Annotated in this window: 11 protein-coding genes; 8 read left to right on the top strand and 3 right to left on the bottom strand. The window is 63.4% G+C overall.

What is annotated here, in order from left to right; translation table 11 throughout:
* Positions 1-17 precede the first annotated feature (17 nt).
* Positions 18-293: a YeaC family protein gene (locus U0O11_RS11925; protein WP_131432440.1), complete on the top strand. Its 276-nt coding sequence runs from the start codon at positions 18-20 to the stop codon at positions 291-293.
* A gap of 101 nt (positions 294-394) precedes the next feature.
* Positions 395-1,252 (top strand): DUF2797 domain-containing protein, encoded by an 858-nt coding sequence (locus U0O11_RS11920; RefSeq protein WP_442872658.1) that lies wholly within the window; start codon positions 395-397, stop codon positions 1,250-1,252.
* A 139-nt stretch (positions 1,253-1,391) separates the two neighbouring features.
* On the opposite strand, the gene U0O11_RS11915 is transcribed toward U0O11_RS11920, so the two are convergent.
* Positions 1,392-2,987: a RimK family protein gene (locus tag U0O11_RS11915; protein WP_324690244.1), complete on the bottom strand. Its 1,596-nt coding sequence runs from the start codon at positions 2,985-2,987 to the stop codon at positions 1,392-1,394.
* A gap of 168 nt (positions 2,988-3,155) precedes the next feature.
* Here U0O11_RS11915 and U0O11_RS11910 point away from each other — a divergent pair, with 168 nt between their 5' ends.
* From U0O11_RS11910 to pepN, 6 genes are all read left to right on the top strand, one after another.
* Positions 3,156-3,797: a GNAT family N-acetyltransferase gene (locus U0O11_RS11910; RefSeq protein WP_324690242.1), complete on the top strand. Its 642-nt coding sequence runs from the start codon at positions 3,156-3,158 to the stop codon at positions 3,795-3,797.
* Positions 3,798-3,875: 78 nt separating this feature from the next.
* On the top strand, positions 3,876-4,364 hold the full coding sequence (locus U0O11_RS11905) for a YajQ family cyclic di-GMP-binding protein (RefSeq protein WP_054556286.1): 489 nt from the start codon (positions 3,876-3,878) through the stop codon (positions 4,362-4,364).
* A gap of 301 nt (positions 4,365-4,665) precedes the next feature.
* Entirely contained in the window at positions 4,666-5,508 is an 843-nt protein-coding gene (locus tag U0O11_RS11900; RefSeq protein WP_175089419.1) for a CvfB family protein, read from the top strand.
* 161 nt (positions 5,509-5,669) lie between these two features.
* Entirely contained in the window at positions 5,670-6,881 is a 1,212-nt protein-coding gene (locus U0O11_RS11895) for a glycerate kinase (RefSeq protein ID WP_324690238.1), read from the top strand.
* 294 nt (positions 6,882-7,175) lie between these two features.
* Complete coding sequence (locus U0O11_RS11890; protein ID WP_225996323.1) at positions 7,176-7,601, top strand: YbaN family protein; 426 nt, start codon at positions 7,176-7,178, stop codon at positions 7,599-7,601.
* 99 nt (positions 7,602-7,700) lie between these two features.
* Complete coding sequence (gene pepN, locus U0O11_RS11885; protein ID WP_324690235.1) at positions 7,701-10,352, top strand: aminopeptidase N; 2,652 nt, start codon at positions 7,701-7,703, stop codon at positions 10,350-10,352.
* Between the two features lie 174 nt (positions 10,353-10,526).
* Here pepN and U0O11_RS11880 read toward each other — a convergent pair whose 3' ends face one another.
* Positions 10,527-10,814 carry a hypothetical protein gene (locus U0O11_RS11880; protein WP_324690233.1) on the bottom strand — a complete coding sequence of 96 codons (288 nt, stop codon included), beginning with the start codon at positions 10,812-10,814 and terminating at the stop codon, positions 10,527-10,529.
* 61 nt (positions 10,815-10,875) lie between these two features.
* Complete coding sequence (locus U0O11_RS11875) at positions 10,876-13,083, bottom strand: EAL domain-containing protein (RefSeq protein ID WP_324690230.1); 2,208 nt, start codon at positions 13,081-13,083, stop codon at positions 10,876-10,878.
* Positions 13,084-13,232 lie beyond the last annotated feature (149 nt).

Below are 13,232 nucleotides of genomic sequence, written 5' to 3'. Positions count from 1 at the left end.
TATCAGGAGAGTATGTGATGAGCAACATGTCCTTTGACGGCATGGTCGAGCAGATGACGCCGACCATCTACGAGAGCCTCAAGCAGTCCATGCAGCTGCGCAAATGGCCGGATGGCCGCGTGCTGACCCAGGAGCAGGTCGAGCTGTGCATGGAAGCCGTCATCAAGTACGAAGCGCACAACAACGTGCCGGCCGAGTCGCGTGTCGGCTTCATCGACAACGGCACCTGTGGGCCGCGTGATGACGACAGCACCGCAAGCGATGAGCCGGAGCAGATCAAGTGGGTCAACTGACGCTGGATGATGCCCTGAGTGCGGATGAAACCTCCGGCACGGCTCAGGAAGCCAGTGCTCAGGATGCGGCGCCCATCACGCTGAGTGGCAACCTTCACAAGATGTCCATCGTGCCCGCCGGTGAGGCGCTTGCGATCGATACCTCGTTTGATGCGCCGTCGGTCACGCGCGAGCCGCTGGCGGCCAACTATGGCCTGCGTCTGGGCGAGGTCACCCAGCCGCTGAATGCCTATATCGGTCACAAGGTGCGATTGAGCTTCACCGGTCAGATCCACTGCAGCCATTGCGGTCGCAAGACCAAGAAGAGCTTCGCGCAGGGGCATTGCTATCCGTGCTTTCGCAAGCTGCCGCAGTGCGATGGCTGTATCATGAAGCCGGAGACCTGCCACTACGCCGAAGGCACCTGCCGTGATCCGCAGTGGGGCGAGGAGCACTGCTTCCAGCCGCATATCGTCTATCTGGCCAATTCTTCCGGCCTCAAGGTCGGCATCACGCGCAAGACCCAGATGCCGACGCGCTGGTTCGATCAGGGTGCCATCCAGGCACTGCCCATCGTCGAGGTGTCCAATCGCCTGCAGTCGGGGCTGGTCGAGGTGCTGTTCAAGCAGGCGCTGAACGACCGCACCAACTGGCGGGCGATGCTCAAGGGCGATGTGGCCGAGCTGGACCTGGAAGCCGAGCGGGATGCCTTGCTGGCCCAGATGTCAGAGGGCCTGGCGGCGCTGCAGGCGCATTGCGGTGAAGGCGCCATCCGGGTGCTGGACACCACGGCGCTGGCCTTCGAGTTTCCGGTGCGCACCGCACCGACCAAGGTCACCTCGTTCAACTTCGACAAGACGCCAGTGGTGGAAGGCGTGCTCGAAGGGCTCAAGGGTCAGTATCTGATTCTCGACAGCGGCGTGATCAATCTGCGCAAGTTCACCGGCTATGAGATCGAGGCCCAGCTGGGCGGGGAATGAGCCACGGCTGAGCCATAGCCAAGAGCACAGCAAAGAGCTCAGCACCGTACACACGACAGCGCCCACGCTCCGTCACGGAGGGTGGGCGCTGTCGTTTCTTGCTTCTTGCTACAGGCTTGCAGACTCCGTTCGGGGCGTATCAGCCCAGCACGGGCTGGCGGCGCGCCTGCATGCGCGTCAGAAATACCTGCATCACGCGCCGGTAGAGCTCGCGTCCCAGCACCACATCCTCGACGCCGGCATCCAGATTCGGGTTGTCGTTGACCTCGATGACCACCACGCGGTCCTCCAGCTGCTTCAAGTCGACGCCATAGAGGCCGTCGCCGATCAGGCGTGTCGCCTTCAGGGCCGCCTTGATCACGGCCGCTGGCACCTCGCTCGGGTCGACCGTCGCGAAGCCGCCGGAGCGGGTACGCGCGCCGCTGTGGTCGTAGATCTGCCAATGGCCGCGCGCCATGTAGTAACGGCTGGCGAACAGCAGCTTGCCGTCGAGCACGCCGATGCGCCAGTCGAACTCGGTCGGTAGCCACTCCTGCAGCAGCAGTAGGGCGGAATCATGGAACAGCCGCTCGGCTTCGCGCACCAGTGTCTCGGGGCCATCGATCTTGACGATGCCGCGGGAGAAGGCGCCATCCGGCACCTTCATCACCAGCGGGTAGCGCATGTGCTGACCGCGCTCGGCCAGCTGGCGCAGTTCTCCCCGATGGATCAGGCGACCCTGCGGGGCACTCAGGCCGCGTGCCTTGAGAAGCTCATGCAGGAAGACCTTGTTGGTGCAGCGCAGAATCGACTGGCTGTCATCGATCACCACCAGCCCTTCGTGCTCGGCACGCTTGGCCATGCGATAGGTGTGGTGATCCAGACTGGTCGTCTCGCGGATGAACAGGCCATCGAACTCGGCCAGACGGCCTTCATCGCGCCGGGTGATCAGGCTGACATCGATGCCCAGGCGCCGCCCTTCGCGGATGAAATGCTTGAGCGCGGTACGGTTGGACGGCGGCAGCGCCTCGTCCGGGTCGACCAGCATGGCGAGATCGAAGCGATAATGGCGACGTGCCTTGGGCGTGCGCCACACCTTGCGCGAATGGCGATTGAGCGCCTGGGCGAAGCGGTCTTCATCCGCCGCTGCCAGGTGGTTCAGGGATTGTGGGCGCACTCGCTTGAGCACCCAATGATCGCCACGGCCTTCAAGACGCACCTCCAGCAGCGGGCAGGGCAGGCGCTCGAACAGCTTGCGTGCGAGACGCGCAAGCGCCGGGTCTGCGCTCTCGCCGAAGGTCAGCAGCAGGTCGAGTCGTGGCGGCTTGCCAGCCCCATGCGTCGCGTCTTGCTGGGCGGGCAGGGCGCCCTTGCGTGTCAGCTCCTCGAGCAGCACGCGGATGCCGCCCAGTTCCATGTCGATCAGCGACTTGCGTGACAGTTGATTGAGGGTCTCCACTGACGGCAACGCCTTCTGACCACGCGCCTGGGCCAGCAGCGAGACGTAATAGCCGATGCCCAGATAATCCAGACCACCGCACAGGTTGATGACGTGGGTGGCGGGCTGCGGTGCATCGTCGGCGCGCTGGGCTGGCGCATCGCTTGAGAGTTCGGAAAGAAAGTCATGGGCGCTGATGACATCATCACTGGGATAGAAGGCGCGCCAGTCAGAAACACGGTCAACCACGATACGCAGGCGGGACATTGCGAAGCCTCGCAAGGCGGGCACCGAAGCGGTGCCGAATGCGCGCATCATGAGAAACAATCCCCGTCATCGCAATAGGCTGGAAAGTGAAATAATTTCATGCAAAGAGACCAAGACAAGACGCGCCTGCATGCCCAGAATGCAGCGCATTGCTACCGCCCCGCGACACGCTGATCCTCGGACGGCGTCAGGGCGCTGACAGGCGGGAGAGCCTGCACCATGACCCCCATTCTGCGCCCGGCCATCCGGGCCGATCTCGACGCTCTGGTAGAGCTCGAGGAAGTCAGTTTCGACAGCGACTGGTTCAGTCGTCGTCAGCTGTCCCATCTGATTCTGCGTGCCCATGCCCGTACCCTGGTGATCATCCAGCCCGATGACGATGTCATCCCGTCCGCAGCGGCGGTGGACGATGTGATGGCCGCGCTATGGCCGGCCGGTAGCGTCGAGCGCGATGACGCCACGCCGCTGCGCAGCGTGCTCGGCTACGGTACCGTGCTGTTTCGGCGCAATTCACGTCGGGCGCGACTCTACTCCTTCTGCCTGCATCCGGAATCGCGTGGCCGCGGCCTTGCCCAGCGCATGCTCACATCGCTTGAGCAGCTGGCCATCGCGCAGGGCTGTACGCAGTTCGATCTTGAGGTGCACACCGGCAATGGCGCGGCGATCGCGCTCTACGAGCGACACGGCTTCGAGAAGTGTGGTCGCCTGCGCGATTACTATGCCGACGGGGCCGCCGCCTGGAAGATGCGCAAGGCGCTGACGCTGGATTCACCGGCGCCGGTGGCTGAGGAACTCGCGGCCGGTGAGGCCGGTGAAGCGCACCCTGGGTCGCCCTCGACGGTGAATGCCGGCGCCGCCTGAGCAAGGGGCATGGCGCGCGTGGCCCCCATGGGCTAGGATGCGCTGTTTATTCTTCATGGCTTCAAAGGAATCGCTCCCATGCCGTCATTCGATATTGTCTCCGAACTCGACAAGCACGAAGTTCAGAATGCCGTCGATCAGGCCAATCGCGAACTCGCGACGCGCTTTGACTTCAAGGGCGTGACTGCCAGCTTCGAACTCGAGAAGGAAGAGAACGTCAATCTGGAAGCCGATGCCGACTTCCAGTTGCGTCAGATGATCGAACTGCTCAAGGGTCGTCTGATCGCGCGCGGCATCGACGTGCGCTGCCTGGAAGAGAAGGACGCCGACACCGCTGGCGTGCGTGCCCGTCAGCAGCTGGTGCTGCGTCAGGGGCTGGACCAGCCGACCGCCAAGAAGATCGTCAAGGCGCTCAAGGATGCCAAGCTCAAGGTCCAGGCACAGATCCAGGGCGAGAAGGTCCGCGTCACCGGCAAGAAGCGTGACGACCTGCAGGGTGCCATGGCGCTGCTCAAGGGCGATGAGAGCCTCGAGCTGCCGCTGCAGTTCAACAACTTCCGCGATTGATCCAGCGCGCAAGTGACTGGCGATCGCCATTCTCAGCACCGTTCGCTATCGGCGTGCGGTGCTGTCTTCGTTTGATTCGCTGATTTGCGGTGTCGTGAGAGTCACTGATTCGCATGTTTGCGGGATCAACAGATTCGCTTTGAAAGCGTCATGTCTCGTCGCTGGCGCTACGCTTGTCCAGTCCGGTGCTTCACTCCACATGACCGGACGCGTCGCTTTCAAAGCGTTTCACCCTATTCGTACGTAATATCTGCGCCATGCGGGCCGCTTCGGCACCCGACAACGCGCAAAGAGAGGTTATATGTCTGCTCCGCTCGCTATCGGCCAGCGCAACACCCTGACGATCACCAAGCGGGTCGGCTTCGGCGTCTTCCTCGATGGTGGGGATCGCGGGGAAATCCTGCTGCCGACGCCCTTCATTCCGGCGGGGGCCGACATCGGTGACGAAGTCGAAGTCTTCGTCAGCCTGGATGATGAAGACCGCCTGCTGGCCACCACGCGCTATCCGCGTGCCATGGTCGGCGAGTTCGCCGCGCTCAAGGTGGTCGAGGTCAATGACATCGGCACCTTCCTCGACAATGGCCTGGGCAAGGACCTGCTGCTGCCCTACGGCGAGCGCAAGCGTGAGCTCAAGGCCGGCCAGTTCGCCATGGTGCACGTCGGTCTCGACAAGCACAGTGACCGCATGGTCGCCTCGATGCGTCTGGATCGCTGGCTCGACAAGACTCCGGCCACCTACGCGGTGGGCCAGGAAGTCTCTGGTCTGGTCGCTGCGCGCACCGACCTGGGTATGAAGATCATCATCGACAACGCCCATTGGGGCCTGGTGCACCACGATCGTATCTTCACGCGTCTGCGCATCGGCAATCGTCTGCGTCTATGGGTGTTGAAGAATGACGGCAACGGCAATGTCGATCTCACGCCGCAGGCGCCGGGTCCGGCTGGCCATCAGCAGCTGGCGGACCGCATTCTGGCCGCGCTGGAAGCCAGTCAGGGCGTGCTGCCGCTGGGTGACAAGAGCGAACCGGAAGCCATCAGTGAAGCCTTCGGTGCCAGCAAGGCCAACTTCAAGCGCGCCATCGGTCACCTGAAGCGCGAAGGCAAGGTCACGCTGGCGCCTACCGAGACGCGTCTGGTCAAGTAAGCGCCACTGTCAGCCTGTGCTGCCACTGCCACCCTCGGGAGACCGACGGGTGGCAGTTTGCGTTTCAGGGTCCCGCATGGCACCAATGACAGCGTATCATGGGGGTATCTTGTGCTGAGTTGCCCCCATTCGCTCCTTCACTTTCGACAAGGAATGTCTGCATGACTGTCTCTGCTTCTGCTGCCTCCGCTTCTTCTGGTCCCTCAACGTCTGCTGGTTCGCCGCGTCTGTTGATTGCTCCTGACAGCTTCAAGGAAGCGCTGGCAGCCAGTGATGCCGCCGAAGCCATGGCGCGTGGTGTTCGCCGAGTATTGCCCGAGGCACAGATCGATCTCTGCCCGCTGGGGGATGGCGGTGAGGGCACGCTGGCGGCGTTGTTGGCGGCGGCCAGTGAAGCAGATCCCATCGAGGCGCGCAGTGCTCAGGTGCGTGATCCGCTCGGGCGTGACGTCACCGCCCAGTGGGGTTGGCAGCCGGGTAGCCGCACGGCCATCGTCGAGCTGGCCGAAGCCAGTGGTCTGCATCTGGTCAGCCCTGATGAGCGCGACGCGCGTGTCGCCGACACGCATGGCGTGGGCGAGCTGATCCTGGCGGCGCTGGACGCCGGTGCCGAGCGACTGATCGTCACGCTGGGCGGCAGCGCCACCAACGATGGCGGCAGCGGCATGCTGCGCGCGCTCGGGCTGCGTCTGCTCGACGCTGACGGCAATGAGCTGCCCGCAGGTGGCGCGGCCCTCGCGCGTCTGGCGAGCCTGGACGTCACTGCGCTGGACCCACGCCTGGCCGATCTCAAGGTGTCTGCCGCAGTCGATGTCGACAACCCCCTGTGTGGCCTGCGCGGCGCGAGCGCCGTGTTCGGCCCGCAGAAGGGCGCCGATGCCGCGGTGGTCGAGGAACTGGATGCGGCGCTGGGCCACTTCGCGCGCCTGAGCGCTGAAGTACTGGGCACAGATCAGCAGCAGTTGGCCGGTGCAGGGGCCGCAGGCGGCATGGGCTACGCGGTGGCGGCCTGGTTGAACGGCGAGTTGCGCCCGGGCATCGAGCTGGTGATGGAGCGCCTCAACGTGAGCGAGCGTCTGGCGGGCTGTGATCTGCTGATCACCGGGGAAGGCGGCCTGGATGGCCAGAGCCTGGGCGGCAAGACCCCCATCGGTGCGGCGCGAGCCGCGCGTGCCGCCGGGGTGCCCGCCATCGTGTTGGCCGGACGACTGGCCGAGGGCTGGCAAGCCGCCCATGATGAGGGGGTCAGTGCCGTCTTCACGCTGTGTGACAGTGCCATGCCGCTTGAGCAGGCGCTGGCACGCACCTCGGAGCTGCTGGCTGACCGTTGCGAGGCCATCATGCGACTCTGGCAGTTGGCGCAACGTAGCTGACCGCAGCCCGGCTGACCGCAGCCCGGCTGATCGCAGCCCGGCTGAACGCAGCCCGGCTGACCGCCGCTAAGCCACGCCCGGCTCGACGGATTGCGGCGTCGAATCTGGCCGCAGACAGCGGCCCACGGCCCCCATGGCGGGGGGCGTGGCCTTTCGCGATATCGGCAAGCCCGTTACCATGCACGCAGTTGCTATCAGGCGGATAGTCAGAAAGTACTTTTCCCATGAACGACTTGGCGTTTGACTGATAGCAGGAAGCACACGGTGTGTGACCGCAGGTGGTGAGGAACCGACATGATGATCTTTCGGCGCATGAAGCGTATCTGCTGGCTTGGCCTGGCCTGGTTGTTCTTCGGCATCGGCTTCGCTGGCATGTTTCTGCCGCTGCTGCCCACCACCGTCTTCATGCTGCTGGCGCTGGCCTGTGCCAGCCGAGGTTCACCGCGCTTTGCGCGCTATATCCGGGAACACCCCCAGATCGGGCCGACGCTGGTGGCCTGGGAGCGCGAACGCGCCATTCCGCTGCGCGCGCGCATCATGGCGGTCAGCATGCTGGCCGTCTCGATGCTGATCATCCTGTTCACCGTCTCAGTGCTGGCCGTCAAGGTCTCGCTGCTGGTCTTCCTGTCGCTGCTGGCACTCTGGCTGGCCACGCGCCCGGAGCCCAAGGGCGAGGGGGCGAACCTTGCCGTCAGTGGTGAATCCCTTCCGCGCGAATGAGCGCTTCATCGCGGGCAGGTGAGGTGTCTGCTCCCTCGCTGTCCGCTGTCTTCCTGCCGTGAGGAGTCCTCTCCTGCGGCGCTGATTGCGGAGTCTTTGATGTCACAACCTGCAGCGATTCATCTTGCCGATTATCAGGCACCCGCCTGGCGTGTGCTGGACACCCGCCTGACGTTTGACCTGGCACCGTCCGCAACCCGTGTGACGACCGTGCTGACCCTCGAGGCCAATCCCGATGCCGCCGTGGGCAGTGATGCCACGCCGCCGCTGGTGCTCAATGGCGAGCATCTGACGCTTGAGTCCGTGCGTGTCGATGGGCGAGCGCTGGCCAGTGATGAATACAAGCTCGACGAGACTCACCTGACGCTTGCCGGCCTGCCGGCCAACTGTGAGCTCGAGACGGTGGTGGTGATCGACCCGGCCGCGAATACCGCGCTGGAAGGGCTCTACGTGTCCTCGGGCATGTTCTGCACCCAGTGCGAGGCCGAAGGCTTCCGTCGCATCACCTACTACCCGGACCGCCCTGACGTGATGTCGGTGTTCACCACCACCATCATCGCCGACAAGGACAGCTACCCGATCCTGCTCTCCAACGGCAACCCCGTCGAGCGTGGCGAGCGTGAGGGCGGTCGTCACTTCGTCACCTGGCAGGACCCGCACCCCAAGCCGTGCTATCTGTTCGCGCTGGTGGCGGGTGACCTGGTCAAGCATGACGACAGCTTCACCACCATGAGTGGCCGTGACGTCACTCTGGAAATCTGGGTCGAGCCGGAAAATCTCGACAAGACCCAGCACGCCATGAACGCCCTCAAGGCCTCCATGAAGTGGGACGAGGAAGTCTACGGTCGCGAATATGACCTCGACATCTTCATGATCGTCGCGGTCAACGACTTCAACATGGGCGCGATGGAGAACAAGGGCCTCAACATCTTCAACAGTGCCTGCGTGCTGGCCAACCCCGATACCACCACCGACGCCGCCTTCCAGCGCGTCGAAGGGGTGGTCGCGCATGAGTACTTCCACAACTGGTCGGGCAACCGCGTCACCTGCCGTGACTGGTTCCAGCTGTCCCTGAAGGAAGGCTTCACGGTCTATCGCGATCAGACCTTCTCCGCCGACATGAACTCGGCGCCGGTCAAGCGTATCGAAGACGTCGCCATGCTGCGTACCGCGCAGTTCGCCGAAGATGCCGGCCCCACCGCGCACCCGGTGCGCCCGGCGTCCTATATCGAGATTTCCAACTTCTACACCCTGACCATCTACGAGAAGGGTTCCGAAGTGGTGCGCATGGTCGCCAATCTGCTTGGGGAAGAGGCCTTCCGCCGTGGCAGTGACCTCTACTTCGCGCGCAACGATGGCAGCGCCGCCACCATCGAGGACTTCATCAGCGCGATGAGCGAAGCCTCCGGCCGCGACTTCAGCCAGTTCATGCGCTGGTACTCCCAGGCCGGAACGCCGAACATCGCCGCCAGTGGCACCTTCGATGCCCAGGCTGGCACCTATTCCCTCACGCTGCGTCAGTCCACGCCGCCTTCGCCGGGGCAGGCGGAGAAGCTGCCGCTGGTGATTCCGGTGCGCATGGGGCTGGTTGGCGCCGATGGCAGCGATCTGACGCTGACCCTCGACGGCGAAGCGCTGGGCACGGAAATCGTGCTGGAGCTGACTGAAGCCGAGCAGACCTTCGTCTTCACCGGCCTTGCCGGCGGTGCCGCGCCGGTGCCGTCGCTGCTGCGTGGCTTCTCCGCGCCGGTCAAGCTGGCCTTTGACTACAGCCGTGAGCAGCTGGCCTTCCTGATGCAGCACGACAGCGATGGCTTCAACCGCTGGGATGCCGGTCAGCGTCTGGCCATGGCAGCGCTTGAAGACCTGATGGCGGCCTGGCAGCGTGGCGAGCAGGAGGCCCAGCTGGATGAGCGCCTGCTGGCCGCCTATCGCTTCCTGCTCCAGAGCGAGGCTTCCGATCGTGCGGTGCTGGCCGAGATGCTGACGCTGCCCTCGGAGGCCTATATCGCCGAGCAGCAGAGTGTCGTCGATGTCGATGCCATCCACTGGGCGCGCAAGACCGCCAAGGCGCAGCTGGCCAGCGCGCTTCGCGACGATTTCGTGGCGCTCTATCACGCCAATGCGCAGCAGGGCGACTACGCGCCGACCTTCGAGCAGATGGCGCGTCGCAGCCTCAAGAATGCCGCGCTCAGCTATCTGATGAGCATCGAGGACGAGGAGGGCGTGCGTCTGGCCCAGGCCCAGCTCGCGGCGGCCCACAACATGACCGACGTGCGTGCCGCGCTGACGATGCTGGTGCACTCCTCACGCACCGACCTGGGTGACCCGGCGCTCAAGTCCTTCGCCGAGCGCTGGTCGCATGACCCGCTGGTGATGGACCAGTGGTTCTCGATCCAGGTCACGCGCCCGCAGGCCGATGTGCTGGACCGCGTGCGCTTCCTGATGGAGCACCCGGCCTTCTCGTTGACCAACCCCAACAAGGTGCGTGCCTTGATTGGCGCCTTCGCCGGCCAGAACCGCGTCAACTTCCACCGTCTCGACGGCGAAGGTTATCGTCTGCTGGCGGATGTGGTCATCGAGCTCAATCGTCTGAACCCGGAAATCGCGGCGCGCATCATCACGCCGCTGACGCGTTACAAGCGTTTCGATGCCAAGCGTCAGGACTTGATGAAGGCAGAGCTTGAGCGTATCCGTGGCGAGAAGCTCTCGAACAACCTGTATGAAGTCGTGGAGAAGGCGCTGGCCTGATCCGCTGAGCTGACCCTTGAAGACAGACGGCAGTCATCGCGCGCATGATGATGACTGCCGCTGACATGAAAAAGCCCCTGCCAATCGGCAGGGGCTTTTTCATGTCACGAGCCTGGCGCAAGTCCCGTCAGGGCATCGCCTGCACGGTCATCGCTTTCAGGGGCATCGCGCGCGTCAGGCGATCATCCAGCCCAGGAAGGTCAGGCCGATGAAGGTCAACAATAACCCGCCGATGATGGAGCCTCTCAACAGCGTCGTGATGCCCTTGAAGAGCAGATAGAGCCCGAATACCAGGCCCAGCAGGCTGAACAGCGATGTGCCGAGCCCCAGCTCACCGGTCAAGCCATTGAAGAAGCCAGCCAGCGCATCATCAAAGTGTGAGAAGAAATTGCCCAGGCCTTCGACGATGAAGCGAATGGCGGCACCCAGTTGCGTGCCGATCCAGTTGAAGAAGTCTTCCATAACGCATGATGTCCAGACAGAAAAGAGGCCCCAGTGTGCCATGAAAGACGCGGATGCGCTGTCATCCGAGCTGATACTTGGCGGTGAATGTCTCGATCGCCATCGGCTTGTCCATCAGATAGCCCTGCAGGGCATCACAACCCATCTCCAGCAGCAGTTCACGCTGTCTGGGGGTCTCGACGCCTTCCGCCACCACGCATATGCCCAGCTCACGCCCCAGCTGAACCATGAAGTTCACCATGCGGCGGTTCATCTCGTCGTTCTCGAGATCATTGACGAAGCTGCGGTCGACCTTGAGCTCATCGAAGGGCAGGTGCTTGATGTAGGTCAGGGAGGAGAAGCCGGTGCTGAAATCATCCAGTGACAGGCGCAGGCCCAGCGAGCGCAGTTCGTGCATGCGTGCGACCGTGGCGGGCATGTCGGTGGCGAAGACGTTTTCGGTCAGCTCCAGCTGCAGATATTGCGGGTCGAGCGTGTGCTGGCTGAGTGCCTTGGCGACATTGCCGACGTAGTGAGGGGAGTCCAGCTGCTTGACGCTGACATTGACCGACAGGTAGATCCTGGCGAAGGCGGTGCCTTTCTGCCAGTCCTCCAGCAGCTTGCAGGTCTGCTCCAGTACCCAGTCGCCGAGGCTGTCGATCAGCTGGCTTTTCTCGGCCAGCGGAATGAATTCATAGGGCGAGATATTGCCGAGCTTGGCATGTCGCCAGCGCAACAGGCACTCGGCGCCGACCAGCTTGAGTCCCCGATCGAATTGCGGCTGTAATTCCACGTAGAGCTCTTCATTCTCGATGGCGCAGCGCAGGTCATTTTCCAGCTGCACGGCGCGCTCAAGCTCCACGCGCATGCTGGGATCAAAGCGGACGGTCTGATTGCGCCCGGCCTCCTTGGCGCGATACATCGCGATATCCGCGCGCCGGATGAGCTCCTCCGCACTCAGATGGCGATCATGGAATATGATGCTGCCCAGGCTCGCCGAGCTGTGATGTTGCAGCGGCTGCGACTGTGGGCCCAAGAGCGAATACGGCTGGTTGAGCGCCTGCTGCAGGCGCTCCATCAGCTCATCCAGTTCGCGACAGGCAGTCTGCGGATCATGGCTCAGGGGCTGTACCAGGATGACGAACTCGTCCCCGCCGAAGCGCGCCACCAGGTCGCTGTCACGCACCGTGGAGCTCAGGCGATGCGCCACCTCGATCAACAGATGGTCGCCGGTGGTATGCCCCAGCAGGTCGTTGATCTTCTTGAAGTGATCCAGATCGATGAAGATGAGCGCGCCGTGGGTGTCACGGGCGTCGGTGATGATGATGGCCTGCTGCAGGCTGTCGATCAGCGTGGCTCGGTTGGCCAGCTTGGTCAGTGAGTCGAAGCGGCTGTGCTGGTGCAGTAGGGCCTCTGATTCGACGATACGCGTGATATCGGTGATCGAGCCGATCATGCGCAGCGGATTGCCTTCGCTGTCCCGCTCGATGACATCGCCCTTGTCGATCACCCAGACCACGTCGCCACCGCGGGTCAGCATGCGGTGGCGGTGATAATAGGCCGTCTTGCCCGCCATGCAGTCCTGGATGGCGATCATCGTCTCGGGCTTGTCCTCGGGGTGCAGCAGGCTTGCGAATTCTTCCAGGCTGTTGCTGAGCTCGCTCTCCGGGATGCCCAGAATCTGTGACCAGCGGCGATTGTGCGTCACGGAACTGGTCAGGATGTTCCAGTCCCAGAAGCCTTCCAGCGAGGTGTCATAGATGTGGTCGATCTGGCGGGTCTTGCGCTCATGCTCACGGACTTCGGTGGTGATGTTGTGCGCCAGAACGGCGACCAGCGGCTGGCCGTGAATGTCATGGAAGGGCTGCTTGATGGAGCGGAAATGGTTGACCTCGCCGGTGGTACCGTCGGTGGCATCCTCGAAGACCGTCTCGCGCTCGAATCTGCTGAGCACCTGCTCCACGCTGCGCCTGAAGAAGTGGCTCTGCTCGGTATTGCCGGTGTAATGGCTGTCATCGCGCCCGATGATGTCTTCGCGCGAGGTGCCATAGAACTCGGTCAGAGAGCGATTGGCGTAGCGAAACAGCCCCTTGGCATCCTTGATGAACAGGATGTCGGGGTGGGTGTCGACCAGGGTGCGCAGCAGGTGGTTCTCGGCTTCCAGTGCCTCGAGACGTGACGACATCTCCTGCAGGCGCGAGTGCAGGCAGCTGTCATCAGGCTGGCGGGAATCGTCGGAGCCTTCTGGGCGAGGAGAGCGGCGATCCCCGGCATCGGAAGGTGCGGTCATGGCAGGTTCCTGAGGCGACGGTCTGTGCGCTCAGTCTACGTTGCCGCTCGGTTGAATAGGCGGGGAGGCGGGGTTCATGCTCAATCAACGATCATGCATGCAGGCCACGCAGGCAGGCCATGCAGGCAGTTCACGCAGGAACGGGGCTT

The organism is Cobetia sp. D5, assembly GCF_035666195.1.
GTDB lineage: Bacteria > Pseudomonadota > Gammaproteobacteria > Pseudomonadales > Halomonadaceae > Cobetia > Cobetia amphilecti.
This window is presented reverse-complemented; position numbering and strand designations above follow the sequence as displayed.

Excerpts from the sequence above, each read along its gene's own strand:
- pepN (WP_324690235.1), top strand. The coding sequence starts at position 7,701 with ATGTCACAACCTGCAGCGATTCATCTTGCCGATTATCAGGCACCCGCC.
- U0O11_RS11905 (WP_054556286.1), top strand. The coding sequence starts at position 3,876 with ATGCCGTCATTCGATATTGTCTCCGAACTCGACAAGCACGAAGTTCAG.
- U0O11_RS11900 (WP_175089419.1), top strand. The coding sequence starts at position 4,666 with ATGTCTGCTCCGCTCGCTATCGGCCAGCGCAACACCCTGACGATCACC.
- U0O11_RS11915 (WP_324690244.1), bottom strand. The coding sequence starts at position 2,987 with ATGATGCGCGCATTCGGCACCGCTTCGGTGCCCGCCTTGCGAGGCTTC.
- U0O11_RS11895 (WP_324690238.1), top strand. The coding sequence starts at position 5,670 with ATGACTGTCTCTGCTTCTGCTGCCTCCGCTTCTTCTGGTCCCTCAACG.
- U0O11_RS11875 (WP_324690230.1), bottom strand. The coding sequence starts at position 13,083 with ATGACCGCACCTTCCGATGCCGGGGATCGCCGCTCTCCTCGCCCAGAA.
- U0O11_RS11920 (WP_442872658.1), top strand. The coding sequence starts at position 395 with ATGTCCATCGTGCCCGCCGGTGAGGCGCTTGCGATCGATACCTCGTTT.
- U0O11_RS11880 (WP_324690233.1), bottom strand. The coding sequence starts at position 10,814 with ATGGAAGACTTCTTCAACTGGATCGGCACGCAACTGGGTGCCGCCATT.
- U0O11_RS11890 (WP_225996323.1), top strand. The coding sequence starts at position 7,176 with ATGATGATCTTTCGGCGCATGAAGCGTATCTGCTGGCTTGGCCTGGCC.
- U0O11_RS11910 (WP_324690242.1), top strand. The coding sequence starts at position 3,156 with ATGACCCCCATTCTGCGCCCGGCCATCCGGGCCGATCTCGACGCTCTG.
- U0O11_RS11925 (WP_131432440.1), top strand. The coding sequence starts at position 18 with ATGAGCAACATGTCCTTTGACGGCATGGTCGAGCAGATGACGCCGACC.